Annotated in this window: 26 protein-coding genes; 14 read left to right on the forward strand and 12 right to left on the reverse strand. The window is 66.5% G+C overall.

Annotated elements, in window-relative coordinates; all coding sequences use genetic code 11:
- Window positions 1–46 precede the first annotated feature (46 nt).
- From M3I53_RS26210 to pxpB, 5 genes are all read right to left on the reverse strand, one after another.
- Complete coding sequence (locus tag M3I53_RS26210; protein ID WP_254318742.1) at window positions 47–1000, reverse strand: DUF979 domain-containing protein; 954 nt, start codon at window positions 998–1000, stop codon at window positions 47–49.
- On the reverse strand, window positions 997–1740 hold the full coding sequence (locus tag M3I53_RS26215) for a DUF969 domain-containing protein (protein WP_254318743.1): 744 nt from the start codon (window positions 1738–1740) through the stop codon (window positions 997–999). Before M3I53_RS26215 ends, M3I53_RS26210 begins: the two co-directional genes overlap by 4 nt.
- A gap of 240 nt (window positions 1741–1980) precedes the next feature.
- Window positions 1981–2736: a 5-oxoprolinase subunit PxpA gene (gene pxpA, locus M3I53_RS26220; protein ID WP_254318744.1), complete on the reverse strand. Its 756-nt coding sequence runs from the start codon at window positions 2734–2736 to the stop codon at window positions 1981–1983.
- A gap of 44 nt (window positions 2737–2780) precedes the next feature.
- Window positions 2781–3848, reverse strand: coding sequence for a biotin-dependent carboxyltransferase family protein (locus tag M3I53_RS26225; protein ID WP_254318745.1), 1068 nt, complete (start codon window positions 3846–3848; stop codon window positions 2781–2783).
- A complete protein-coding gene (gene pxpB / locus M3I53_RS26230; RefSeq protein WP_254318746.1) occupies window positions 3845–4504 on the reverse strand; it encodes a 5-oxoprolinase subunit PxpB in 660 nt (219 codons plus the stop codon). Before pxpB ends, M3I53_RS26225 begins: the two co-directional genes overlap by 4 nt.
- A gap of 205 nt (window positions 4505–4709) precedes the next feature.
- Here pxpB and M3I53_RS26235 point away from each other — a divergent pair, with 205 nt between their 5' ends.
- Window positions 4710–5222, forward strand: a complete 513-nt coding sequence (locus M3I53_RS26235) for a winged helix DNA-binding protein (RefSeq protein ID WP_028212076.1) — start codon at window positions 4710–4712, stop codon at window positions 5220–5222.
- A gap of 15 nt (window positions 5223–5237) precedes the next feature.
- Here M3I53_RS26235 and M3I53_RS26240 read toward each other — a convergent pair whose 3' ends face one another.
- Window positions 5238–5852: a 5-formyltetrahydrofolate cyclo-ligase gene (locus tag M3I53_RS26240; RefSeq protein WP_254318747.1), complete on the reverse strand. Its 615-nt coding sequence runs from the start codon at window positions 5850–5852 to the stop codon at window positions 5238–5240.
- Window positions 5853–5872: 20 nt separating this feature from the next.
- Between M3I53_RS26240 and M3I53_RS26245 the strand changes: the two genes are divergently transcribed.
- The 4 genes from M3I53_RS26245 (at window position 5873) to M3I53_RS26260 (ending at window position 10893) form a co-directional block, all read left to right on the forward strand.
- Window positions 5873–7846 (forward strand): lytic transglycosylase domain-containing protein, encoded by a 1974-nt coding sequence (locus M3I53_RS26245; RefSeq protein WP_254318748.1) that lies wholly within the window; start codon window positions 5873–5875, stop codon window positions 7844–7846.
- Window positions 7847–7993: 147 nt separating this feature from the next.
- Window positions 7994–8950 carry a complex I NDUFA9 subunit family protein gene (locus M3I53_RS26250; RefSeq protein WP_254318749.1) on the forward strand — a complete coding sequence of 319 codons (957 nt, stop codon included), beginning with the start codon at window positions 7994–7996 and terminating at the stop codon, window positions 8948–8950.
- A 54-nt stretch (window positions 8951–9004) separates the two neighbouring features.
- The gene (locus M3I53_RS26255; RefSeq protein WP_254318750.1) at window positions 9005–9655 is read left to right on the forward strand and encodes a glutathione S-transferase family protein; all 651 of its coding nucleotides are present in this window, start codon (window positions 9005–9007) and stop codon (window positions 9653–9655) included.
- On the forward strand, window positions 9652–10893 hold the full coding sequence (locus M3I53_RS26260; protein ID WP_254318751.1) for a multifunctional CCA addition/repair protein: 1242 nt from the start codon (window positions 9652–9654) through the stop codon (window positions 10891–10893). The genes M3I53_RS26255 and M3I53_RS26260 overlap by 4 nt, the downstream gene beginning before the upstream one ends.
- A gap of 16 nt (window positions 10894–10909) precedes the next feature.
- Here M3I53_RS26260 and M3I53_RS26265 read toward each other — a convergent pair whose 3' ends face one another.
- Complete coding sequence (locus tag M3I53_RS26265) at window positions 10910–11104, reverse strand: DUF2905 domain-containing protein (RefSeq protein ID WP_254318752.1); 195 nt, start codon at window positions 11102–11104, stop codon at window positions 10910–10912.
- Between the two features lie 18 nt (window positions 11105–11122).
- Window positions 11123–12325, reverse strand: coding sequence for a class I SAM-dependent methyltransferase (locus tag M3I53_RS26270; protein WP_254318753.1), 1203 nt, complete (start codon window positions 12323–12325; stop codon window positions 11123–11125).
- A 13-nt stretch (window positions 12326–12338) separates the two neighbouring features.
- On the opposite strand from M3I53_RS26270, the gene M3I53_RS26275 reads away from it, so the two are divergent.
- The 6 genes from M3I53_RS26275 (at window position 12339) to M3I53_RS26300 (ending at window position 19281) form a co-directional block, all read left to right on the forward strand.
- Window positions 12339–13196 (forward strand): SDR family oxidoreductase, encoded by an 858-nt coding sequence (locus M3I53_RS26275; protein WP_254318754.1) that lies wholly within the window; start codon window positions 12339–12341, stop codon window positions 13194–13196.
- Between the two features lie 203 nt (window positions 13197–13399).
- Window positions 13400–13795, forward strand: a complete 396-nt coding sequence (locus M3I53_RS26280) for a dihydroneopterin aldolase (protein WP_254318755.1) — start codon at window positions 13400–13402, stop codon at window positions 13793–13795.
- A gap of 3 nt (window positions 13796–13798) precedes the next feature.
- Window positions 13799–14770 (forward strand): tRNA 2-thiocytidine(32) synthetase TtcA, encoded by a 972-nt coding sequence (gene ttcA / locus M3I53_RS26285; RefSeq protein WP_254318756.1) that lies wholly within the window; start codon window positions 13799–13801, stop codon window positions 14768–14770.
- A 196-nt stretch (window positions 14771–14966) separates the two neighbouring features.
- Window positions 14967–16328, forward strand: coding sequence for a bifunctional UDP-N-acetylglucosamine diphosphorylase/glucosamine-1-phosphate N-acetyltransferase GlmU (glmU, locus tag M3I53_RS26290; RefSeq protein WP_254318757.1), 1362 nt, complete (start codon window positions 14967–14969; stop codon window positions 16326–16328).
- A 76-nt stretch (window positions 16329–16404) separates the two neighbouring features.
- Window positions 16405–18231: a glutamine--fructose-6-phosphate transaminase (isomerizing) gene (gene glmS / locus M3I53_RS26295; protein WP_254318758.1), complete on the forward strand. Its 1827-nt coding sequence runs from the start codon at window positions 16405–16407 to the stop codon at window positions 18229–18231.
- A gap of 282 nt (window positions 18232–18513) precedes the next feature.
- Window positions 18514–19281, forward strand: coding sequence for a Sir2 family NAD-dependent protein deacetylase (locus M3I53_RS26300; RefSeq protein ID WP_254318759.1), 768 nt, complete (start codon window positions 18514–18516; stop codon window positions 19279–19281).
- Window positions 19282–19780: 499 nt separating this feature from the next.
- Here M3I53_RS26300 and M3I53_RS26305 read toward each other — a convergent pair whose 3' ends face one another.
- Window positions 19781–20707: a DMT family transporter gene (locus M3I53_RS26305; RefSeq protein WP_375542585.1), complete on the reverse strand. Its 927-nt coding sequence runs from the start codon at window positions 20705–20707 to the stop codon at window positions 19781–19783.
- Window positions 20708–21015: 308 nt separating this feature from the next.
- Between M3I53_RS26305 and M3I53_RS26310 the strand changes: the two genes are divergently transcribed.
- On the forward strand, window positions 21016–21237 hold the full coding sequence (locus M3I53_RS26310) for a hypothetical protein (RefSeq protein WP_028203426.1): 222 nt from the start codon (window positions 21016–21018) through the stop codon (window positions 21235–21237).
- 74 nt (window positions 21238–21311) lie between these two features.
- Here M3I53_RS26310 and M3I53_RS26315 read toward each other — a convergent pair whose 3' ends face one another.
- Entirely contained in the window at window positions 21312–21596 is a 285-nt protein-coding gene (locus M3I53_RS26315) for a hypothetical protein (protein WP_254318761.1), read from the reverse strand.
- A 116-nt stretch (window positions 21597–21712) separates the two neighbouring features.
- The gene (locus M3I53_RS26320) at window positions 21713–22540 is read right to left on the reverse strand and encodes a Mut7-C RNAse domain-containing protein (protein WP_254318762.1); all 828 of its coding nucleotides are present in this window, start codon (window positions 22538–22540) and stop codon (window positions 21713–21715) included.
- A gap of 138 nt (window positions 22541–22678) precedes the next feature.
- On the opposite strand from M3I53_RS26320, the gene M3I53_RS26325 reads away from it, so the two are divergent.
- Entirely contained in the window at window positions 22679–23551 is an 873-nt protein-coding gene (locus tag M3I53_RS26325; protein WP_254318763.1) for an NAD(P)-dependent oxidoreductase, read from the forward strand.
- Between the two features lie 262 nt (window positions 23552–23813).
- Window positions 23814–24179 carry a response regulator gene (locus M3I53_RS26330; protein ID WP_254318764.1) on the forward strand — a complete coding sequence of 122 codons (366 nt, stop codon included), beginning with the start codon at window positions 23814–23816 and terminating at the stop codon, window positions 24177–24179.
- Between the two features lie 242 nt (window positions 24180–24421).
- On the opposite strand, the gene argC is transcribed toward M3I53_RS26330, so the two are convergent.
- A complete protein-coding gene (argC, locus tag M3I53_RS26335; RefSeq protein ID WP_254318765.1) occupies window positions 24422–25369 on the reverse strand; it encodes an N-acetyl-gamma-glutamyl-phosphate reductase in 948 nt (315 codons plus the stop codon).
- Between the last annotated feature and the right edge of the window lie 44 nt (window positions 25370–25413).

Raw genomic sequence — 25413 nt, forward strand, 5'->3', positions numbered from 1 at the left:
AAGCCGGCTTTCGCCGGCTCTTCTTGCGAGCGCATGCGTACGCGGGTCAAAACCCGAACACATTCAACAGCACGATATTCGCCACGAGGATGCCGAGCGCCGTCGGCACCTGCACGCGTATCACCGCGTTCTTGTCGGGCAGCTCCAGCAGCGCGGCGGGCACCATGTTGAAGTTCGCGGCCATCGGCGTCATGAGCGTGCCGCAGTAGCCCGAGAACATGCCGATGGCGGCCATCATCGCCGGATTGACGTGGAACACGCCCACCAGCACCGGTACGCCTACGCCGCCCGTCATCACCGGAAACGCGGCGAAGCCGTTGCCCATGATGATCGTGAAGAGCGCCATGCCCACGCAATAGACCACGACGGCGACGAAGCGCACGTCCATGTTGATGTACGACGTCGTCACGTGCGCCACGGCCTTGCCCACGCCCGCGTCCGAGAACACGAGGCCGAGCATGCCGAGCATCTGCGGCAGGACGGCGGCCCACGAGAGAGCGTCGACGAGTCGGCGCGTTTCCTTCATCGACTGGCCGACGCTGTCGCGCGTGATGATGCAGGCAATCGCGAGCGCGATCACGCAGCCAATGCCGAAGCCGATCAGCGTGACGTTCTTGGGGTCGAAGAGCGGCTTGCCGCCGAATACGAGATGGCTGGCCGCGAGCGTGAGCACGACGGTGATGACGGGAATGGTGAGCGCGGGCACGAAGAGCTTGTTGCCCAGTCGTTTCGCGCTGGCGATACGCGTTTCGAGCGCGAGCACCTTGGGCTTCGCGGCCGTCACGCCGCCGACGCCGGCGATCAGCGCCATGGCGAGCACGAGCACGCCCACGACTTCGGCGGGCAGCAAGTCGCCGACTAGAAAGATGAGCGCGTAGAGCAGCCAGAAGCCGCCCGCGGTGAAGCGGCGCGGATGCTCGCGGTCCATCACGATCATGCCGCCGACGATGAGCAGCACGATGCCGAGCAGCCAGAAGAGCCAATTGAGGGTGAGCGTCATGCTTCGTCTCCCTGTGCGCGGTTTGCAGCCTTGGCGTCGACCCCGTTGCGCATGGCGCCCAGTTCGCGTTCGAGTTTGCGGTCGAGCAGCCAGAGCCGGAAACCGTGAATCAGAAACGCGCAGATCGCCGTGGGTATGCCCCAGAACGCCACGTGGATCGGCTCGACCGAAACGCCCGCTTCCTTGAGCAGCGTGACCATCAGCACGATGGCGCCGAACGCGACGAAGATGTCCTCGCCAAAGAAGAGACCCACGTTGTCGGTCGCGGCCGAGTAGGCGCGCAGCTTGTAGCGCACGGCGTCGGAGAGCTTGCCGAAGCGGTTTTCGGTGGCGCCTTCGGCCATCGGCGCGATGAGCGGGCGCACCATCTGCGGATGGCCGCCGAGGCCCGTCAAGCCGACGGCGGCGGTCAGCTCGCGCACGAGCAAATAGACGACGAGCAGACGCCCGGCGGTGGCCGCCTTGATGCTGCCGATCCAGATCTGCGCGCGCTCACGCAGGCCGTGGCGCTCGAGCAGCCCGATCACGGCGAGCGGCAACAGGATGATGAGGGGAATGTTGCGGGTCTTGATGAAGCCGGTGCCGATGGCGGCGAGAATCTTCGCGACCGGAAAGCCGCCGGCGAAACCAGTGACGACGGCCGCCGCGGCGACGATCAGCATCGGATTGAAGCGTAACAGGAAGCCGGCGATGATGACGGCCACGCCGATCAGCGGCCATAAGTTGACGGTGCTCTGCATGTGGATCTCCAAACGTATTGGCTTGTCATTGATTGCCGCGGATAGCGGCGTTGACTTCACGGCTCTGATGGCCGTTCGCACAACTACGAACCTGCTGGGTGCAACTACGAACCTGCTCGGTACAACTACGCCTGGCAAGCTTGCGCTGCCGGGGGATTGCCTTGTGAAAACCTTCGGTGATACGGCTCGAGCGGCGCGCGGCGCATGCCGCGCGCTTTGCTGCGTTAAAACTTGCGCGCGTCAGGCTTCGCCGGCCCCCGCCGCGCGCACGCCGATGCCTGCGTCGTCGAGCGCCGTGCGAATGCGCCGCGCGAATGCGAGCGCATGCGGGCCGTCGCCGTGCAGGCAAATGGTCTGCGCATTGAGCGGCACCCAGGCGCCGTTGACGGCCTGCACGCGCTGCTCGCGGATCATCGCGAGCGTGCGTGCGAGCACGGTGTCTTCGTCGTCGAGCAACGCGCCCGGCTCGCTGCGCGGCACGAGCGAGCCGTCCGCGCGATAGCCGCGGTCGGCGAACACTTCCTCGATCGCGACGAGCCCTGCCTCGCGCGCCGCCGTCACGAGGCCGCTGCCCGCGAGCGCGAACACCGTCACGGACGGATCGAAGTCGTGCACCGCGGAGACGATGGCCTCGGCGATCTGCGGGTCACGCGCGGCCTGGTTGTAGAGCGCGCCGTGCGGCTTCACGTGGGCGATGCGGCCGCCTTCGGCCTGGGCGATGGCGGAGAGCGCGCCGAGCTGATACAGCACGCCCGCGTAGATTTCCTCGGGCGGCAGGTTCATCTCCTTGCGGCCGAAGTTCTCGGGGTCGTTGAAGCTCGGATGCGCGCCGATCGACACGCCTTTCTCCACGGCCCAGCGCACGCATTCGCGCATGGCGTTGGCGCCGCCCGCGTGCCAGCCGCACGCGATGTTGGCGGAGCTCACGAGGTCGAGCAGCGCCTCGTCGGAGCCGCAGCCTTCGCCGAGATCGGCGTTCAGATCGATGGTGGTCATGATGTGTTCCTCTTGCTGCTCGTCTTACCGATGGTGCTTGAAAATCACGCGCTCGCGGCCGCGTTCGCGCGGCGGCTCGCAAGGCGTTCGTCGTGCATGGCGATCGCGGTGTCGATCTGCCGCAAATACGCTCGTTCCTCTTCCAGCGCCACACGCGCGGCGGCCGGCGTCGCTTCCACGAAACGCACGCCCCCCGTGAGCCGCACCTGGGCGAGCTTCCACCAGTCGGCGCGAATCACGGAGCCAATCTTCGGGTAGCCGCCCGTGGTCTGCGCGTCGGCCATCAGCACGATGGGCTGGCCGCTCGGCGGCACCTGGATCGTGCCCGGCAGCACCGCGTGCGAGAGCAGATCCGCGCCGTTCTCGCGCGCGAGCGGCGTTCCCGTGAGCCGAAAGCCCATGCGGTTGCTGTTGGGCGTGATCTGCCATTCATCGGACCAGAGCGCGCGCTGCGCCTCGGGTGTGAAGCTGTCGTACTCGGGGCCGCGCAGCACGCGCACGGGCACGGCCCAGGCCATGCCGTCCGGATGGCGTCCGCGCCGGTGATGCGGCTCGTCCGCGAGCGCGAAGTTGCACCACACGGGCGCCTTCACGCCGAAGGCCGGCGCGCCGGGGTCGAGCGCGGCGCGCTCGCGGCCAGGCGCGAACGAGGCGCCCGTGGCGAGGCGGTCGCCGTCCTTGAGCGCGCGGCCCGCGAGGCCGCCGAAGCCCGCCGCGAGGTCGGTGCTGCGCGAGCCGAGCATGGGCAGCACGTCGACGCCGCCGGCCACGCAGACATAGGCGCGCATGCCGCGCTTCGCGCCGTTCAGCACGAGTTCCTCGCCGGCGGCCACGGGCAGGCTCCACCACGACCAGACCGGGCGGGCGCCGAGCGTCGCGCCGAAGTCGGTGCCGGTGATGGCGATGCGTGTGGCGCGCGCGAAACGCAGGGCGACAGGGCCGAAGGTGATTTCCACGCCGGCGGCGTCGGCCCGGTTGCCGACGAGGCGGTTGCCCACTTCGAGCGCGAGCGTATCGAGCGCGCCGCCGGTGGCGACGCCCAGATGCCGGTAGCCGGGGCGGCCGAGATCCTGGACCGTGGTGAGCAGGCCCGCGCGCAGTACTTCGATCATGCGTGGAGCTCCGCGATGGTGAAACGCACGCGGTCGCCTGGCATGAGCAGCGAAGGCGGATTGCGCGAAGGGTCGAACAGCTTCGCGGCGGTGCGGCCGATCAGTTGCCAGCCGCCTGGCGAGGCGGCCGGATAAATGCCCGTCTGCTCTCCGCCAATGCCCACCGATCCGGCCGGGACGGCCAGGCGCGGCTCGCGGCGGCGCGGCGTGTGCAGCGCGGGTTCGAGGCCGCCGAGATAGGCGAAGCCGGGCTGAAAGCCGAGGAAGAACACCGTATAGACGCCCGCCGCATGGCGCGCGGCGACGTCGGCGGCCGCAAGCGCGCAGTGCTGCGCGACCGCTTCGAGATCGGGGCCGTCTTCACCGCCGTAGACCACCGGGACCTCGACTTCGCGGCCTGCCGCGCTCGCGTCCTCGGCCTCGCTCCAGGCATCGCGCAGGGCGAGCGCGAGCGCCGCGGCGTCGGCCGAGAGCGGATCGAAGGTGATCGTCAGGTTGTTCATGCCGGGCACCACTTCGCGCACCGGCGCCCAGCCGCGCGCGAGCGCGGCCACCGCCCAGACGCGGCGCTGGACCTCGAGCGTGGCGGGCGGCGGCGCTTCGCAGACGAGCGCTTCGTCACCGAGAGGAAAAATGCGAGGGTAAGAATTCGGCATGTTGGATCGATCAGGGGACGGTTCGACCGGTCGAGAATTGGGCGCATCGGGACGGCCGGTGCCGTTCCTTCCTAGCGTACATTGTCGATAAATTATCCACAAATTATCAATAAGCGTTTTCGCCAGGCGCACGGCAAACGCGCTGCATTTACACTCACGCCACGCCGCTTTGCCTTTTCGAACACCGACTACCGGGTTATCTGCCATGTCGCGCCAGCCGACCAAGATCGTTTCGTCCGAACATCTCGTCTCCGAGTCGAGCGCCGAGCTTTCCGAGTTCGAGTACGCGCTCATCATGGCGAGCAATGCGTTCAACCGCTGGATGGTGCGCTGCATGTCGGCGGCGGGGGTGAAGGACATGACGCCGATCGAGGTGTCGCTGCTCCATCACGTCGGCCATCGCGAGCGGCGCAAAAAGCTCGCGGATATCTGCTTCGTGCTCAATATCGAGGACACGCACGTGGCCACGTATGCGTTGAAGAAGCTCGTCTCAAGAGGGTATGTAAAAAGCGAAAAGACCGGCAAGGAAGTCTTCTTTTCGGTCACGCCGGAGGGCCAGGCGCTGTGCCTGCGCTATCGCGACGTGCGCGAGAGTTGCCTCATCGCGACGCTCAAGGAAAGCGGCCTCACGAACCAGCAGATCGGCGACGCCGCGCAACTCATGCGCAATGCGTCGGGGCTCTACGACACGGCCGCGCGCGCGGCGGCCTCGCTCTGAGCAGCCAACGCGCTTTCAGCGCTCGCGTGAACGCTGGCAAAGATGCGTGGCCGCTTCGGTCAAAACGGCGTCGAGCGGCAGGTCGTGCGCCTCGCGCGCAAGCACGCCGTCGTCGATGCGGCATGCTTCATACGCAATGCCAACTGTGACGGGCAACGCAACGCCCGGCCATGCGGCCAGCGTGCGGTCGTAGTAGCCGCCGCCGTAACCGAGGCGATAGCCGTCGCGATCGAAACCCACGCAGGGCACGAGGAGAAGATCGGGCACGATCACTTGCTGCGCTTGCGGCTCGAGGATTCCGTGATGGCCTTCGCGCATCGGTGCATCGGGCGTCCAGGCGTGAAAGACGAGCGGCGTATGGCGCTCGGGAATGGCGGGCAGGGCGGCGCGGCGTGACGCATCGGCGGCGAGCCAGGCAGTGATCCAGGCGCGCGCATCGAACTCGCCGCGCAAGGGCCAGTAGAACCCGATCGAGAGCGGTGAAAATTGCGCGACGAGCGCATCGAGTCGAGCCGCGAGTGCCGCACCGATTGCCACGTCGGAAGCGGCTTCAATTCGCCGAGGAAGCAGCCTTGCACGCCAGTCCTTTTTGGATTCCGTGTGAGGGTTGCATGCTATGCTTGGGTTCACCTCGCGCTCCAGAAATAACGATGTCCAAACGCCTTGTCCGAGTATATCGCGTGGTCGGTCTCGCACTGACTGCCGCGGCACTCGTAGCATGCAGCACGGCGGACGCCGTGCGCCCCGTCGCACTGCCCGTAGGCGCAGTCCTTTCCAGTGACGATCAGACTTTCATCCAGCTTCGCGAAGCCGCGCGCAACAACGATCCGGCGCGCGCCGCGCAACTCGCTGCGATGATTCCGGATTACCCGGCGCCGTCGTACCTCGAATACTTTCAGCTCAAGCCGCAGCTGTTCGATTCGCAGGGCCATGCGCGCATCGACGCGCCCGATGCGCCGGTGCTGTCGTTCCTCCAGCGCTACGACGGCCAGGCGATCGCCGACCGCATGCGCAACGACTATCTGACCGTGCTCGGGGCGCGCCACGACTGGGCGAACTTCGACCAGCAATATTCGCGCTTCGTGCTTAACGACGACACGCAGGTGAAGTGCTACGCGCTGGAGTCGCGCGCGGCGCGCGGCGAGAACGTCGCGAACGACGCGCGTGCGCTGCTCACGGAGCCGCGCTATTACGGCGACGGCTGCGTCGATCTCATCACCGCGCTTGCCATCAAAGGCCAGTTCTCGAGCGATGACGTGTGGCAGCAGATCCGCCTCGCCTACGAGCAGAACCAGACCTCGACCGGCGCGAAGCTGCTCGACGGCCTTTCGCAGCGCCCCGACCCGACCGCGTTCAGCCAGGCCGTGAGTACGCCGCCGCTCACGCTCGCGCAAGGCGTTACCGCCGACCCGCAGTCGCACCAGCTCGCGCTACTCGCCGTCACCGTGATGGCGGCCAACGATCCGGCCATGGCGGCGGCCACCTTCGCCACCGTCGCACCCCAGCTCAGTTCGCCGGAGCGCGCGACAGGCTGGGGCACGATCGGCTATCAAGGGGCGTTGAAGCGCCTGCCCGCTTCGCTCGGCTGGTATCGCCTCTCGGCCAATGCGCCTCTCTCGAACCCGGCCTACGAATGGCGTACGCGCGCCGCGCTGCTGGGCGGCGACTGGACCATGGTGCGCTGGTCGATCGAACAGATGCCGGCCGCGCTGCGCGCGCAGCCGTCGTGGGTGTACTGGCACGCACGCGCGCTCAAGCAGGCCGGCGAAGCGGGCGCAGCGAACCAGGAATTCGCGTCGATTTCGCAGGGCTATAACTTCTACGGCCAGCTCGCCACCGAAGAACTCGGCCAGAAGATCACCATCCCGCCGAAGACCACGGTGAGCGACGCGGACATCGCCCAGGCTGCGCAAACGCCGGGCTTCGCGCTCGCGCAGCGCTTCTATGCGCTCAATCTGCGGCTCGAAGGCAATCGCGAATGGAACTGGCCGCTGCGCGGCATGAGCGATCGGCAACTGCTCGCCGTCGCCGAATACGCGAAGCGCATCCAGCTGCTCGATCGCACCGTCAACACGGCCGACCGCACGCAAACGGAGCACGACTTCTCGCTGCGCTATCTCGCGCCGTTCCGCGACGTCGTGGAGCGCGACGCGCAAACCAACGGCCTCGACATCGAATGGGCCTACGGCCTGATTCGCCAGGAATCGCGTTTCATTCTCAATGCGAAGTCGGGCGTGGGCGCGAGCGGCCTCATGCAGATCATGCCGGCCACGGCGCAGATGGTGGCGAAGAAGATCGGCCTCGGGCCCCTGTCGCGCGACCAGCTCAACGATCTCGACACCAATATCCTGCTCGGAACGAACTATTTGTCGATGATCTACAATCAGTTCGACGGCTCTGCTGTGCTCGCCACCGCGGGCTACAACGCCGGGCCGGGCCGCCCGCGCGCATGGCGCCAGACTTTGCAGGGCGGCGTCGAGGGCGCCATCTTCGCGGAAACCATTCCGTTTCAGGAAACCCGCGATTACGTAAAAAACGTGTTGTCGAACACGGTCTACTATGCGGCGCTGTTCGAGGGCCGTCCGCAATCGCTGAAGGCGCGTCTCGGCTATATCTCGCCGTAAGCGCCGGGCCGCTGGGCCGCGCCGCTTCCCTTCATACGGAAACCGCGCGGCGTGACGGCACGCTGCGTGCTCCGTTGTCTGATTGGCGCGCTGCGGGACGAACCGGACCTCGTACGCGGCGGCGCCGTCTGCCCGAGGAGGTCGAAGATGCGACATCAAGCCATTGCGGTCATCGGCGGTTCGGGATTCATCGGCAGCCATCTCGTCAACGCGCTCGTCGAGGCGGGCAAGGACGTGCGCGTCGCCACCCGACGCCGCTACAACGCCCGCCATCTCACCCTGCTGCCCGTCGACGTGATCGAGGCCGATGTGTCCGATCCGGTCGCGCTCGCGGCGTTCGTCGAAAACGCGGACGCGGTCATCAATCTTGTCGGCACGCTCAACGGCGGGCGCGGCGATCCCTACGGCCCCGGCTTCGCGAAGCTGCACGTCGACTTGCCGACGAAGATCGTCGCCGCCTGCGAGGGCAAGGGCGTGCATCGCCTGATCCACGTGAGCGCCCTCGGCGCCGACCCGCGCGGGCCGAGCATGTACCTGCGCTCCAAGGGCGACGGCGAGAAAGCCGTGCACGCGGCCCCGGCGCTCGCCACGACCATCTTCCGGCCTTCCGTCGTGTTCGGTCCCGAGGACACCTTTCTCAACCGTTTCGCGCTCCTGCAGCGGCTCTTCCCGATGATCCCGCTCGCCATGCCCGAGGCGAAGTTCCAGCCGGTGTTCGTGGGCGATGTGTCGAAGGCGATCGTCAACGTGCTCGATCTCGACGCCGCGAGCGGGCACACTTACGAACTCGGCGGCCCGACGGTCTACACGCTCGAACAGTTGCTGCAGTATTGCGGGGAAGTGGTGGGCCGGCACGCGCGCATCGTGCGGCTGCCCGACGCGTTTGGCCGCCTGCAGGCGCTCTCGTTCGAAATGGCGCCGGGCGTGCCGGTCCTCACGCGCGATAATCTGGATTCGATGAAGGTGGACAGCGTGCTGACCGGGCCGCTCGCCCCCGAGCTCGATATCGAGCCCGCGAGCATCGAGACGATCGCGCCGCTCTATCTCGCCGACGCCTCGCTGCGTTCGCGGCTGAACATCTTTCGCGCCAGTGCCGGCCGATAGCCGTAAGCGGACTATCAGCCGGCGCTTATTCAACTCACAACGGTCATTGGAACAATGAAGCTCGTAATCGGAGACAAAAACTATTCGTCGTGGTCGATGCGCCCGTGGGTGCTGCTCAAGCACTTCGGCATCGCGTTCGAGGAGGTGCTGATCGAGCTCGACGAGCCGGCCACCAGGTCGTCGATCCTCGCGTTCTCGGCCTCGGGCAAGGTGCCGTGCCTCGTCGGCGACGACGGCTTCGCCGTGTGGGATTCGCTTGCGATTGCCGAGACGCTCGCCGAGCGCTTCCCCCAGCACGCGCTGTGGCCGCGCGACGCGAACGCGCGCGCCCGCGCCCGCAGCGTCAGCGCGGAGATGCATTCGGGCTTCGGCGAAGTGCGCAACCACATGCCGATGAACATCCGCAAGGTGAAGCCAGGCGCAGGTGCAACGCCGGGCGCACTCGCCGACGTCGCGCGCATCGACGCGCTCTGGCGCGAATGTCTCGCCGCGAGCGGCGGGCCGTTCCTGTTCGGCGAGTTCAGCATTGCCGACGCGATGTACGCGCCGGTCGTCATGCGCTTCAACAGCTACCAGCCGAAGCTCTCGCCCGAAGCGGCGGCGTACGCGCAGCGGGTGAGCGCACTGCCCGCGGTGATCGAGTGGGTCGAGGCGGCGCGCCGCGAGACGCACATCGTCGCCGACGACGAACGCGACGACGAATGAAGATCTATGTCGTAGGCGGCGCGATCCGCGACGAGATGCTCGGGCTGCCCGTACGCGACCGCGACTATGTCGTGGTGGGCGCGACGCCCGAGCAGATGGCCGCGCAGGGCTATCGTCCGGTGGGCAAGGACTTTCCGGTCTTTCTGCATCCCGAAACGCATGCGGAGTACGCGCTCGCGCGCACCGAGCGCAAGACGGCGGCGGGCTATCACGGCTTCCAGTTTTTCTACGCGCCTGACGTGACGCTCGAGGAAGATCTCGCGCGGCGCGACCTCACCATCAACGCGATGGCGCGCGAAGTGCAGCCGGGCGGCGTGCTCACGGGGGAGGTCGTCGATCCGTTCGGCGGCGCGCGCGATCTCGAGGCGCGCGTGTTCCGCCACGTGAGCGACGCGTTTCTCGAAGACCCCGTGCGCATTCTTCGTATCGCGCGATTCGCCGCGCGATTCGCCGATTTCACCGTCGCGCCCGAAACGCTCGAACTCATGCGCGAGATGGTCGCATCAGGCGAAGTCGATTCACTCGTGCCTGAGCGCGTCTGGCAGGAAATCGCCCGCGGTCTCATGGAAGCGAAGCCCTCGCGCATGTTCGAGGTGCTGCGCGATTGCGGCGCGCTCGCGCGCGTGCTGCCCGAGGTCGACGCGCTGTGGGGCGTACCGCAGCGCGCCGACTATCATCCGGAAATCGATACGGGCGTGCATGTGATGATGGTGATCGACCATGCGGCCGCGCAGGGCTACACGCTGCCGGTGCGCTTCGCCGCGCTCACGCACGATCTCGGCAAGGGCACGACGCCCGAGGACGTGCTGCCGCGTCACATCGGCCACGAAGGGCGCAGCGTCGATCTGCTCAAGCCGCTGTGCGACCGTCTGCGCGTGCCCAACGACTGCCGCGAGCTGGCGGTGCTGGTCGCGCGCGAGCACGGCAACGTCCATCGCGTGATGGAGATGGGCGCGGCGGCGCTCGTGCGCATGCTCGAACGTTGCGACGCGCTGCGCAAACCCGCGCGTTTTGCCGAGGCGCTGCAGGCCTGCGAGGCGGATTTGCGCGGGCGGCTGAACTGGGAGAACGCGCCTTACCCGCAGGCGGAGCGCCTGCGCGTCGCGCTCGTGGCTGCGCGCGGCGTCGATGCGGGGGCGATTGCGCGCTCGATCGAACACGGCGGCGCCGAGAAGATCAAGGAAGCGGTGCACGAGGCGCGCGTGGCGGCGGTGGAAGGCGCGCTCGCTACGGCTTGATCGGTTGCGCGCTCCCTCAGAGCGCGCGCACGATAAACGAAAGCGCCATCGAAAGCACGAGCGTCGACATGAAGGGCAGCGGATACTCGCGGCCGAAAATGCGCAGCGTGATGTCGCCAGGCAGGCGCCCGATGCCGAGCTTTCTGAGCCACGGCTGGGCGCTCGAGAGGATCGCCACGGCGATGAAGGTGGTGAGAAACCAGCGGATCATGGTTGCGTGGCGTGAGCCTCAGAGTGTATGGCTGCGGTCGCCGCGCGCGAACGCCGCGATGGTCTCGTCGATGCCGCGCGAAAACGCGATCACCTTGAACAGCTCGCCCATCTCGCTCTCCGATACGAGTTTCTGCACCGCGTTCGCGGCGGGCAGGAAGCGCTGCACGTCGTGCGGATCGATCTCGCTCAGCACGTCGGTGATGCCCGCGTTCATCAGAAAGCGCGCCTGCGTGGTGTAGCCGAGCAGCTCCGCGCCCGCTTCGACGCCCGCTTCGGCAATGCCCGTGAATTCCACGTGCGCGGTGATGTCCTGCAAACCGGGATAGAGGAACGGGTCGCCATGCGCGCGGTGCCGGTAGTGGCACATCAGCGTGCCTTGCGCGCGCTGCGCATGGTAGTACTCGTGGCGCGGAAATCCGTAGTCGATGAAGAACGCCGCGCCGCGCTGGAGCATCGCGCACACGGTGCGCGTGAAGGCGAGTGCGGCTTCGTGCGTTTCGGTCACGTAGTCTTCGCTGCCTTCCACGCCTGCGAGCGCGCTCTCGGGCCAGTTGGCATCGCGCCCGGAGTTCGCCGGCTGATCGGAAAAGACGAAGGCGCCTTCTGCGTTCGCGCTCACGCCGCGCTCGTGCCATACCGCGTCCTTGCGCGAGAAGAGGCGCACCGGCATGGCGTCGAGCACCTCGTTGCCGATCACCACGCCTTCGAACTGCGCGGGCAGCGCATCGAGCCACGTTACGCGACTCAGCAGTGCCGGCGCGAGCTGCGCGATGGTCTTGCGCTGGCGTTCGCGCAACTCGCCGGACAGATCGACGATGGCGTAGGAGTCGAACGCCACGCCTGCTGCGTCGAGTGCGAGCATCACGCCCGCCGCGAGGCGGCCCGTGCCCGCACCGAACTCCATCAGGCGGTGCGTGCCGCTGGCGGCGAGCGCTTCGCCCACGGCGCGCGCGAGCGTTGCGGCAAACAGCGGCGAAAGCTCGGGTGCGGTCACGAAGTCGCTGCCGTCATCGGCGAACAGGCCGAACTTGCGCGCGCCGCCGCCATAGTAGCCGAGTCCCGGCGCGTAGAGTGCGCGCTCCATGTAGCGGTCGAACGGGAGCCACCCGCCCGCCGCGGCGATCTCGGCGCGCAACGTGGCCGCGAGTGCCTCGGACTGTGCGAGCGCGATCGGCTCGGGAACAGGTAAACTATCGGGTTCGTGAGCTTTCGGATTCATCCCGGCATTGTAAATGAGCGCAACTCCCGGCATCCGCCCGGCTGACGCCGACCTGAGCGCATCCTGCGAAGGATCGCGCCCCGATTCTGACGTAGCGGCGCCCGTCGTGCTGGTCACGGGCGGAGCGCGCCGCATTGGCCGCGAGTTCTCGCTCGGCTTTGCGGCGCGCGGCTGGGACGTCGCGGTCCATTACGGCGAGTCGCGCGAAGCCGCCGACGAAGTCGTCGCGCAGATCGCGGCGCTGGGCCGCCGGGCCGTGGCGCTGCACGCCGACCTTGGCGACGAAGCCCAGGTGGCCCGGCTCGTGCCGGACTGCACGGCGGCGCTCGGTCGTCCCGCGTGCGTGCTCAACAATGCGTCGCGCTTCGACGAGGACACGGCGCAGGATGTGGGCTACACGAAGCTGCTGCAGCTCATGGCGATCAACGTGGGCGCGCCGCTCGTGCTCTCGCGCATGCTGTACGAGGCAACGCCCGAAGCGGCGGCGGACGACGAGACGCTGCGCCCGTGTGTGATCAACGTGCTCGACCAGAAGCTGTACAACATGAATCCCGACTATCTGTCGTACACGCTGACGAAGGCCGCGCTGCAGAACGCCACCGTCGCGCTCGCTCAGGCGCTCGCGCCGAAGGTGCGCGTGGTGGGGCTCGCGCCCGGCCTCACGCTGCAGTCGGGCGACCAGACGCCGGCGAGCTTCGCCGCCGCGCATCAGGTCACGCCGCTCAAGCGCGCGTCGCGGCCCGCCGATCTCGTGGAAGCCGCGCTGTATCTGGCGCGGGCAACCGGCGTGACCGGCACGACGCTCGTCGTGGACGGCGGCCAGCATCTCCTGCCGCTGCCCCGCGACGTGATGTTTTTGACGGGCGGCTGACGCCCGAACGTGGATTGCATCTAGTTTTGCAACTAAATGCATAGCCCGCTGCGCGCAGAACGGCGAGCCAGCGGTGCTGACGAAGACAAAGGAATGCAAGCCGCCGCGCACGAGCGGTTTTGCAGACCGGCTGAACGACCCGCCGGGCGCGCCGCGCCGGCATACGTGCGAGAGAACGCACGCTTTTATCGACTGGAACCTGTATGTCCACCGTTTTGCTCCACCCCCGGCTCGCCGATTGCCGCCGGCTTTTCCTGCGCGACTACGAAGTGCACATCAACATCGGCGTGCATGAGTTCGAGAAGCGCGGCGAACAGCGCGTCGTCATCAATGTCGACCTGTTCGTGCCGCTTGCTTCGACCACGCCGCACGAGGACAAGCTGCGCGAAGTCGTGGACTACGACTTCATGCGCTCGACCGTTGCCGAACGCGTGGGCAAGGGTCATATCCATCTGCAGGAGACGCTCTGCGACGATCTCGCCGCGGCGCTGCTTTCGCACGAACTCGTGCGCGCGGTGCGCGTCTCGACCGAGAAGCCCGACGTTTATCCGGACTGCGACGCGGTGGGCGTCGAGGTCTTTCGCATCAAAGAGGACTGATTCATGAACGCCCCCGAAACGCTACCCGTTGGCGAGGACGCCGCGACCGAAGAGACGGGCCGCCAGGTGCTCACGCGCCGCGAGCAGAAGGAAGCCTACGAGAACAACAAGCTGTTCAAGCGCATCGTGCGTCAGGTCGGCCAGGCGATCGGCGACTACAACATGATCGAGAACGGCGACAAGGTCATGGTTTGCCTGTCGGGCGGCAAGGACAGTTACGCGTTGCTCGACGTGCTGCTGCGCCTGCGCGAGCGCGCACCGATCGACTTCGACATCGTGGCCGTGAACCTCGACCAGAAGCAGCCGGGCTTCCCGGAGCACGTGCTGCCCGAATATCTCGACAAGGTAGGCGTGCCGTACCACATCGAGAACCAGGACACGTACAGCATCGTCAAGCGCCTCGTACCCGAGGGCAAGACCACGTGCTCGCTGTGCTCGCGTCTGCGTCGGGGCATTCTGTACCGCGTGGCGGGCGAACTGGGCGCGACCAAGATCGCGCTCGGCCATCACCGCGACGACATTCTTCAGACGTTGCTGCTGAACCTGTTCTACGGCGGCAAGCTCAAGGGCATGCCGCCCAAGCTGCAGTCCGACGACGGCAAGAACGTCGTGATCCGGCCGCTTGCCTATGTGAAGGAAACCGATCTCGAGAAGTACGCGGTGCTGCGCGAATTCCCGATCATTCCATGCAACCTGTGCGGCAGCCAGCCGAACCTGAAGCGCGCGGAGATGAAGGCGCTGATCCGCGAGTGGGACAAGCGCTTCCCGGGCCGCGTGGAGAACATGTTCAACGCGCTAGGCAACGTCGTGCCTTCGCACCTCATGGACGCGAACCTGTTCAACTTCGCGGACCTGCGCGCGACGGGCGTGGCCGATCCGGCCGGCGACATCGCGTTCGACGAAGAGCCGTGTTCCACCGACCCGGTGCCAGCGGAAGGCACGGCGATCAAGTTCACGCCGTTCGACGATCTTTGAGCCTACTTCAGATCGTCTCTGTGGTTCTGAAACGCTCCGACCCCGCATCGGAGCGTTTTTACTTCCGCCTGCCGATCCGAAGAAAAGCAGTTGTAAAACAGTGTTTTTCGGGGCACGAGAGCCCGGCCGGCCGGCGTGTCGGGGATATCCCGCATGCTAAAATCGGCCGCTTCATCCTCATTCAGTCACTGATGCAATGAACATCGTGATCCTCGCGGCAGGCATGGGCAAACGCATGCACTCCGCGCTGCCGAAAGTGCTCCATCCGCTCGCCGGCAAGCCGCTCCTCTCGCACGTCATCGATACTGCCCGCACGCTGTCGCCCACTCGCCTCGTCGTCGTGGTCGGCCATGGCGGCGAAGCCGTGCGCGAAGCCGTCGGCGCGCCCGACGTCCAGTTCGCGCTGCAGGCGCAGCAGCTCGGCACGGGCCACGCGCTCGCGCAGGCGCTGCCGCTCCTCGACGCGAACGTGCCCACGCTCGTGCTCTACGGCGACGTGCCGCTCACGCGCGCGTCGACGCTCAAGCGTCTCGTCGAGACCGCTGGCGAGAACGGCTACGGCATCCTCACCGTCACGCTCGGCGATCCGACCGGTTACGGCCGCATCCTGCGCGACGCAGCGGGCAAGGTCGAGCGCATCGTCGAGCAGAAGGACGCGAACGAAGCGCAGCGCAAGATCGCCGAGATCAACACGGGGATCGTCGTGACGCCGACCGCGCCGCTCGCGGACTGGCTGGCCGCGCTGAAGAACGACAACGCGCAGGGCGAGTACTACCTCACCGACGTGGTGGAAGCCGCGATCGCCGCCGGTCATCCGGCCGTGACCGCGCAGCCCGACGAAGAATGGGAAACGCTCGGCGTGAACAGCAAGCAGCAGCTCGCCGAACTCGAGCGCGTGCATCAGCGCAACGTGGCCGAAGCGCTGCTCGTGGCGGGCGTGACGCTCGCGGACCCGGCGCGCATCGACGTGCGCGGCTCGCTCACCTGCGGGCGCGACGTGTTCATCGACGTGAACTGCGTATTCGAAGGCGAGGTGACGCTCGCGGACAACGTGAGCGTGGGCCCGAACTGCGTGATTCGCAGCGCGTCGATCGGCGCGGGCACGCGCGTGGACGCCTACACCCATATCGAAAACGCGGCGGTCGGCGCGAACGCGGTGCTCGGGCCTTATGCGCGCCTGCGTCCCGGCGCGAAGCTCGCCGATGAAGTTCACGTAGGCAACTTCGTCGAGGTGAAGAACGCGAACATCGGCGTGGGCTCGAAGGCGAATCACCTGAGCTACGTGGGCGATGCCGATGTCGGCGCAGGCGTGAACATCGGCGCGGGCACCATCACCTGCAATTACGACGGCGCGAACAAGCACCGCACGATCATCGAGGACAACGTGTTCGTGGGTTCGGATACGCAGCTCGTCGCGCCCGTGCGCGTGGGGCGCGGCGTGACCATCGCGGCGGGCACGACGGTGTGGAAGGACGTGCCGGAAGCCACGCTCGCGCTCAACGAAAAAACGCAGATCGCCAAAACCGGCTACGTTCGCCCGGTGAAGAAAAAGAACTGAACGGTTGAAACCCGGCGCCGCATATCGCGCGACAAGCGCGCGGCGCCCACGCCTCTCATTGCAAAGGATCGAATCCATGTGCGGCATCGTCGGCGCGGTAGCGCTTCGTAACATCGTTCCTGTCCTGATCGAAGGACTGCGGCGGCTCGAATATCGCGGCTACGACTCGTGCGGCGTGGCCGTCGTGACGGCCGACGGCCCGCAGCGCGTGCGCAGCGTGGCGCGCGTGGCAGAGCTCGACGAGCAGGTGCGCGAGGCGCACTTCGAAGGCGTGACCGGTATCGCGCACACGCGCTGGGCCACGCACGGTGCGCCCACCGTGAACAACGCGCACCCGATCTTCTCGCGCGACACGCTCGCGATCGTGCACAACGGCATCATCGAGAACTACGAATCGCTGCGCGAAATGCTGCGCGCGAAGGGCTACGAATTCGTTTCGCAGACCGACACCGAAGTCATCGCCCATCTGATCCACAGCCTGTATCAGGGCGACCTGTTCGCCGCCGTGCGCGTAGCCGTCCAGCAACTCGCGGGCGCGTATGCGATCGGCGTGGTGCACAAAAGCCAGCCGCATACGGTGGTCGGCGCGCGCGCCGGTTCGCCGCTCGTGGTGGGCTACGGCAAGGGCGAGAACTTCATTGCATCGGACGGCCTCGCCATCGCGGGCAGCGCCGAGCACATCAGCTATCTGGAAGAGGGCGATGTGTGCGAGATCACGCTCGAAGGCGTGCGCATCGCCGATCGCGCCGGCAACCTCGTGACGCGCGAAGTGCGCGACGTGCAGGCCTATGGCGCGTATGGCGGCGCGGTCGATCTCGGTCCGTATCGCCACTACATGCAGAAGGAAATCTTCGAGCAGCCGCGGGCGATCTCCGACACCATTCCCGCCACCGACGCCTTCACGCCCGAACTCTTCGGCGAGAACGCGGGCGAGGTGTTCAAGGGCATCGACAGCATCCTGATTCTCGCGTGCGGCACGAGCTATTACGCAGGCCTCACGGCGAAGTACTGGCTCGAATCCGTGGCGAAGATCCGCACCGATGTCGAGATCGCGAGCGAATACCGCTATCGCGAGTCGGTGCCGAATCCGCGCGCGCTCGTCGTGACGATCTCGCAGTCGGGCGAAACCGCCGACACGCTCGCCGCGCTCAAGCACGCGCAGTCGCTCGGCATGGCGCACACGCTCGCCGTGTGCAACGTGGCGACGAGCGCGATGGTGCGACTCACCGCGCTCAAGTTCCTCACTCACGCAGGGCGCGAGATCGGCGTGGCGTCGACGAAGGCGTTCACCACGCAGCTCGTCGGCCTCTTCATTCTCGCCGTCACGCTCGGCAAGCTGCGCGGCCATGTGAATGCCGAACAGGAAAGCGCGCACCTGAAACTGCTGCGCCACCTGCCGGCCGCGCTCAACGGCGTGCTCGCGCTGGAGCCGCAGATCATCGCGTGGTCCGAAGAATTCGCGCGCAAGGAAAACGCGTTGTTCCTCGGGCGCGGGCTGCATTACCCGATCGCGCTCGAAGGCGCGCTCAAGCTCAAGGAAATCTCGTACATCCACGCCGAGGCGTATCCGGCCGGCGAACTCAAGCACGGACCGCTCGCGCTCGTAACCGAGGCGATGCCCGTGGTGACGGTCGCGCCCAACGACGCGCTGCTCGAGAAGCTCAAGTCGAACATGCAGGAAGTGCGCGCGCGCGGCGGCCAGCTCTACGTGTTCGCCGATGCCGATACGCACATCACGAGCGAAGACGGCATCCACGTGATCCGCATGCCGGAAAACTACGGGCTGCTGTCGCCGATCCTGCACGTCGTGCCGCTGCAGCTGCTCGCGTATCACACGGCGTGCGTGCGCGGCACCGATGTGGACAAGCCCCGCAATCTCGCGAAGTCGGTGACGGTGGAGTGAGGTCGTTCGCGCGCTGATCGGGCCGGTTGAATAAGGGGATGCCATTGCGGCATCCCCTTTTTGTTGGACCACTCTATTCGGTCGATCGCAGCAGGAGGTGCTCAGAGGCCGCTCAGGCGGCTGCCGCGGTTCAGTGCGAGGGCAGGGGTGGCCACACACGTTACGCCGCCTCTGAGGGCGCGCAACGCGCTCGTCGGGACCCTTCGCCTCACCGCCATGGCGAACCTCTGTCGAAACGCCTCTTGACGGTCATAATGTCGCCGTTCGATCAAGGAGGCGAAAGTGGCAAACGTGGCGCAATCCCGGCAACCAGGGCAGTCCGGCAGACTCCCCCGCCTGTTCGTGTTTTCCGGGGCGGGACTGTCTGCGGAAAGCGGCATTTCGACGTTCCGCACCGGCGACGGCATCTGGTCCCACGCGAGCATCGACGAGGTCTGCAATTACCTCACGTGGCGCCGCAACCGGCCCGCGGTGTTCCGTTTCTACAACCAGCGCATCGCCGAATGCGGCGACGCGCGCCCGAACGCCGCCCACGACCGGCTCGCGAAGTGGCAGGACGCCTGGGGCACGGAGCGCGTGCATCTCATCACCCAGAACATCGACGACATGCTCGAGCAGGCCGGCGCGCGCCAGGTGACGCATCTGCACGGCGACATGATTTCGCTGCTGTGCACCGACTGCGACTATCGGTTTCCCGTGTCCGGCCGCGCGCTCGATCCGCAAGCGGCCTGTCCGTCGTGCGGGCAGGTCGAGGGCGTGAAACCCGGCGTGGTGTTCTTCAACGAGGCCGCGCCCGAATACGAAACGCTCTGGCGCATTCAGGGCGACATGACGCCCGACGATCTCTTCATCGCCGTGGGGACGGCGTTCGAGGTGATCCCGCCTGAGCGGCTTCTGCCGCCTGCGCGTTGCGGGCATTACGCGCGCAATTTTCTCGTCGATCCGGCGCCGCGGCGCACTGAATGCTTCGGCGTCGTCGAAGCCAAGCCCGCGACCATCGGTCTGCTCGACCTCGAGCCGACTATCGAGCGGATGATGGCGGGCGAGTAGCCCCCACGGTGTTCTCAGCGATGCATTCCGGTAAGGGCGTGCCACCTCGGTAGGTACGCTTTTTTTTGAATGGCTTTGCGCGAATGCGCAGCACGCGAGCGCAGCGAGCGTCGCGTCTATCCCATAGTCTTTTCAGTATTTATATTTATAAGTAGTAGCAGTTAACAAGTCCTGGCATTAACTGTGGACAACACGAGAATTGCCTGTCGGCTCATACCGATGCAAAACGGATAGCCATGCGGACAAAGTTTGTACGCGTTGCGAGCTGCTGGGATAACTTTTCAGGCCGCAACGCCAGATGCGTGGTTATCAAGAAGTGGTCCACAGGTCGTTCGCCAGGTCGTCCCCAGGTTGTCCAGAGGGAGGCGTGGATAACCTGGTCCGGCGCGGCGCAATCTAGCGTTATCCACATGAAAAAAAATGGCGTCGCTCGAAAGCGACGCCATTCGTCGAAACAGTGCGGAGCGCGAGATCAACGCCGGGAAATCATGGCGCGTTTCTAGGCCGTTTCGGCAGGTTGCGTTGCGGCGCGCCGCTGTTTCGCGAGCAAGTGCGCTTGCCAGGCCGGCAGGAGTTGGCAAGCTAGCAGGCCGGCGAGCATGAGCGCGCAGCCGGCGAGTGCGCGCGGCGTCAGCGTTTCGCCGAGTGCGGCCCAGCCCGCAAGCGCGGCGAACACGCCTTCCATGCTGAAGATCACGGCGGCGTGCGCGGGCGCGGCGTCGCGCTGCGCGACGACCTGCAGCGTATAACCGATGCCCACCGAAAGCGCGCCGCCATAGAGGATGGTGGGCGCGGCGCGCACAATGTCGGCCGCCCGCAGCGGTTCGCACGCGAGCCCTATCGCGAGGCACACCACGCCGCAGGCGACGAACTGCACGATCGAAAGCGCGAGCGGATCGTGGCGCGGCGCGTAGTGGCCCACGAGCATGACCTGGATCGAGATCACGAGCGCGCAGCCGAGCTGGTACCAGTCGCCGTACATCACCGAAAAGTGTTCGTTGATGCTGAGGAAGTAGAGCCCAACCGCGGCGAGGCCGGCGCCGAGCCATGTGCCCATGCCCGTGCGATGGCGCAGCAGCACGCCGAGCATCGGCACGATCACGACATACAGCGAACTGATGAAGCCGGCGTTGGCGATCTTCGTGTAGCCGAGCCCGATTTGCTGAAGCGAGATGGCGACGGCCAGCACGAGGCCGAGCACGGTGCCCGAGCGCAGCAGCGCGCCGTTGAACAGCGCCGGCGCCGCCGCGTTGCTGCTGTCCGCTGCGCCGCGCGCGCTGACGCGGCGGCGGGCAAGCACAAAGATCGAGACAACGCCGGCGCCCAGCAGGAAGCGCAGGCCGGTGAACAGGAACGGGCCGATGGCGTCGAGGCTCAGGCGCTGGGCGACGAACGCCGAGCCCCAGATCAGCGCGGCGGTCAGCATCAGCAGATTGGCGCGCAGGTGGCGGCGGGAGGTGGATTGCAAGCGGAGATCTCTTTTCGCGGGGGGCGGGCGCGAGAGCGTTTTTCTTCAGGAAAACGGACGCGTAAAGGTCGATCGTATCCGAATTGAAAGGGAATTGTCTCCCGGAAAATACACCGGGCCATTAGCGGATGACAAACGCCCTACGCTGCGTAATACTGCTTCGCGCGAAACGCCCGCCTAGATCGGCAAACGGATCGTTTCGCGGTTTCACGCTGTTCTAATTCACAACGTGCCGGTCATATTTGTCAGGTTTTGGGGAACAACAGATGAAAAAGATTCTCGCCTCGCTCATCGCAGCATCGTTCGCACTGGTCACGGCTTCGGCATTCGCACAAGACGCTTCGGCTCCCGCTGCAACCGCACCGGCAGCCAGCGCGCCCGCAAAGGCCAAGAAGCAGCACAAGCAACTCAAGCACCACGGCAAGCGTGCCGCTGTGTCGGAAGGCGCATCGGCCGCCGGTACGGCAGACAAGGGCCAGGCAAACTAAAGCGCCCTTCAGTCGTAAAAAAAGCCAGAGCATCTGCTCTGGCTTTTTTTTGCGCGTTAGCTGCGAGCACGAGCTCAGGACGCGTCGCGTGCGAGCCCGGCCTCCAGCAATTCGGTCAGCAGGCCGTTCACGCCGCCGGGGTGACCCTCGGCGCGAGCCTTCAGCTTCTCGACGAGATCGGCGTTGAGCTTGCACGCGAACGGCACGAGCCCTTGCGCCTGGTCCAGCTTGCGCTGTTCGCGGCGGTCCAGCGCCGGTTGCGCCGCGCCCTTGCCGAAGCGGTCGGGCCCGCTCTTGTGCGTCGCTTGCATCAGTTTCAGTGCCTTGTTCTTCTCAAGGTCGGTTTTCTTCATGGCCATATATCGTGCTCCGGTGTTGGGCGGTGGCGCGCATTGTACGCAAACGCCCGCGTGCGTCCATCGCGGCGACTTGCCCCCGGGCGCCATTCAGCCGCATTGAGTACCCGTGAATACCACTACGCGCCGCCGCCGCGGTCCGGCGCCTCATGGCCGTTGTGCCGGTCCTGCCGCTCGTGCCGGTCATGTGCCTCGTGCGCTTCGTCTGTGGGGCGCGTGAGGGCGTCGATCAGTGTGCGCATGCGCTGCCAGTGCGAGCCTTCCCAAAACACTCGCCGGCAGACGTCGCAGGTCGCGAAGCGCGTCTGCCGGTCGTAGACGCCGGCGGGCACGCGCTCGCGCACCGCGGCGCGCTCGATCGGCCGCAGCGGCGCATTGCACATGAGGCAGAGCCGGAACGGCCGCGCGCTCGCCGCGAGGTCGAGCCGCTCGAAAATCTCGTGGACCTGGGCGCGCGGCTTGAGCGCGCGCACGTAGCAGCCGTGCGTGATGCTGCGCCGTTTGAGCAGTTCCCGGTCGCGCGTGAGGACGATGCGGTGCTCGGCGGCGGCGAGCGCCTCGATCTCGTCGTCGGGGAAGTGGTTGTCATAGAGCGTATCGAAACCGGTCAGCCGCAGCAGTTGTGCGAGGCCGCCGAGATGCGCGTCGGCGACGAAGCGCAGTTCGCGCAGCGGCGCGTCGCGCACGCGCAGCAGCGGCCGGATGTCGAGCGCCTCGAACTTCGGGTAGACGGCCACGCGGTCGCCGTCCGCGAGCGGATGATCGAAACCCACCGATTCGCCGTTCACGAGGATCAGCTCGACCTCCGTATGCGGCACGCCGAGCGCTTCGATCATATGTTTCGCCGTCGCGTTGCGCGCGCAGGCGCAGCTGAACGCCCGCCGGCGCAGCGGCCGCGCAAGAAAGTCGTTCAGCTCCTCGTAAAAGCGGAAGGTGGCGGTGACCATGCAAAGCAGTATCGCACCGCCTGCCGGAGCGCGCGTGCGATCGCGCGGCGTGAGAGCCCGCCTGCAGCGCGGCCCGTCTTGTGCTGTACTGCACTTTTGCCCCGGGTTTCCCCTCGTTTTACACGGAAGGAGCAGGCGATGGACATCGGATTTATCGGGCTTGGCGAAATGGGCGGCGCGATGGTCGGCAATCTGCTGAAGGCGGGCCACGCGGTGCGCGTGTGGAACCGCACGGCCGCGAAGGCGCAGGCGCTTGCCGACGCGGGCGCGCGCATCGTCGGCACGCCGGACGAGGCCTTTGCCGGCGACGCCGTGTTCTCAATGCTCGCCGACGACGCCGCGCTGCGTGAAGTCATCGACGCGTCGCTGCTCGACCATGCGCCACAAGGCCTCGTGCACGTAAACATGGCGACCATTTCCGTCGCGCTGGCCGAAGCGCTTGCGCAGGCCCATGGCGGGCGCGGCCTGCACTACGTGGCGGCGCCGGTACTTGGGCGCCCGGACGCCGCGCAGGCGGCGAAACTCACGATCATGGCGGCAGGGGCGACCGAGGCGATCGACCGCGTGCAGCCGCTATTCGACGTGATCGGCCAGAAAACGTGGCGCGTGGGCGCCGAGCCGCAGCAGGCAAACGTGATGAAACTCGCCGCGAACTTCATGCTGGCGGCGGCCGTCGAGTCGCTCGGCGAGGCGGCGGCGCTGCTCGACGGCTACGGCGTCGCAATGCGCGACTTCCTCGACGTCGTGACGGGCGGCCCGTTTCCGGGCCCGGTGTATGCGGGCTATGGCGGCATGATCGCGCAGCGGCGCTACGAGCCCGCGCTCTTCAAGGCGCGCCTCGGTCTGAAGGACGTGCGGCTCGCGCTGGCAGCGGCCGACGCGGCCGCAACGCCGATGCCGCTCGCGAGCGTGCTGCGCGACAGCCTGCTCGAAGCCGTGGCGCACGGCGACGGCGACTCCGATTTCGCCGTGCTCGGCAAGGTGGCCGCGCGGCGCGCGGGCCGCGGCTGACGAGCGTGACATGAAGGGGCGCAATGAGGCGCGGCGAACGTTCGGGGGCGCTTTGCGATCAAAATTTGCAGACGACCGCGCGGTGACGCACAAAGACCCGGAGTGCGGCTGAGCACAATGTGACGCATCTCGAGGGATGGCGGCCGGATTGGGGGCGCTGCCCGCGATGTTGGGACGGGGAACCGATGACGACGACACGGCACGCACCGGATCCGACGGGAGATCCGGCTGCGAGGCCATTTTCAGGGTAGGAGAACGGCGGATGGAGACGCGCATCCTGATCGCCGATAACGACGAGAAGTCGCTGGACGGGCTCAGCAACTTGCTGACCGATCTCGGCTACGGCGTATCTGTGGCCCGCACGCTCGACGAGGCACGCGATCTTGCCGTGCGCGGCGCGCCCGACGTGGCAATCGTGGCGCTTTCGCTAGCCCAGGACGAGCCCGGAACGATCGTGCGGCAATTGCGTGCGCTGGGCGGCGCACGGCTGCCGCTCCTGATCGCGCTCGCAGGCTGGGGAGAGTCGCGCCACCGCGACGAGGCGCTTGCCGCGGGCTTCGACGTACATCTCGTGCGGCCCGTGGGGCTCGATCAGCTAATGTTCATTCTCTCGATGACAGGACAATGACGGCCATGTTGTTGTTGCGCAACATTCAGGGTGCGCACTACTTTACATGTTGCATTGCATCACGCTAGTCGATATACTGGTTCTTGTCTCCTCCATGTCTCCTCTGATATGGATTCAGCCCGCCAACCATTGGCGGGCTTTTTTTCGTCTGCGGGTTTTGCATGGGCGCAAGGCGAGGGGCCTAGGGGCAAAAAAAGACCGGCTCAGCGAGCCGGTCTTTTTGCGCGGCAAGTCCCGCCGCTTCAGGCATGCAGGCCGGTATTTTCAGCCGCGCCAGTCGCGAGATTCATGCACTGGATCGCGGCACCCGAAGCGCCCTTGCCGAGGTTGTCGAGGCGGGCGACGGTGACGAACTGCTCGTCGTTGCCGAACACGAACAGGTCGACACGGTTCGTGTCGTTGTTCGCCTGCACGTCGAACATGCCGGCGTCGAGGTTCTCATCCGCGTTGAACGGCGCCACATGCACGAACGGCTCGCCCGCGTAGTACTCGGCGAAGAGCGCCTGCACGTCCTGCGGCTTTGCGCTGCGCGTGAGTTGCTTCGGCGAAAAATAGGTCGTGACCGCGAGGCCCTTGTAGAACGGTCCGACGATCGGCGTGAACACCGGCGCCGACTTCAGGCCGCCGTGCACCGCCATTTCCGGCAAATGCTTGTGCGCGAGGCCGAGCGCGTACGGGCGCGGGCTCGCGAGCTTCGCGTTGCCGCCCGCTTCGTACTCCGCAATCATCTTCTTGCCGCCGCCGCTGTAGCCCGTGAGCGAGTAGCTGTGCGCGGCAAAATCCGGCGCGACGAGGCCCGCTTCGACGAGCGGACGCATGGCGAGAATGAACGCCGATGCGTGACAGCCGGGCACCGCGATGCGCTTCGACTTGCGCACCTTGTCGCGTTGGGCTTTGGTCAGCTCGGGCAGGCCGTAGGCCCAGTCGGCCTGGGTGCGGAACGCCGTGCTCGCGTCGATCAGCACGGTGCGATCGTTCTCGACGAGCGAGGCCGACTCGCGCGAGGCGACGTCCGGCAGGCACAGGAACGTGACGTCCGAAGCGTTGATGAGACGGCGGCGTTCCTCGACGTCCTTGCGCTTCGCATCGTCGATACGCAGGATCTCGACGTCGGCGCGCGGCGACAGGTATTCAAAAATCTTCAGGCCGGTCGTGCCTTCCTGTCCGTCGACAAAAACTTTCGTGCTCATCTCAGTCTCTCTGAACGCGGGATTGCGGGGCGCCATCACCCGGG

The sequence above is a fragment of the Paraburkholderia sp. CNPSo 3272 genome, assembly GCF_024206495.1.
Taxonomy (GTDB): Bacteria; Pseudomonadota; Gammaproteobacteria; order Burkholderiales; family Burkholderiaceae; genus Paraburkholderia.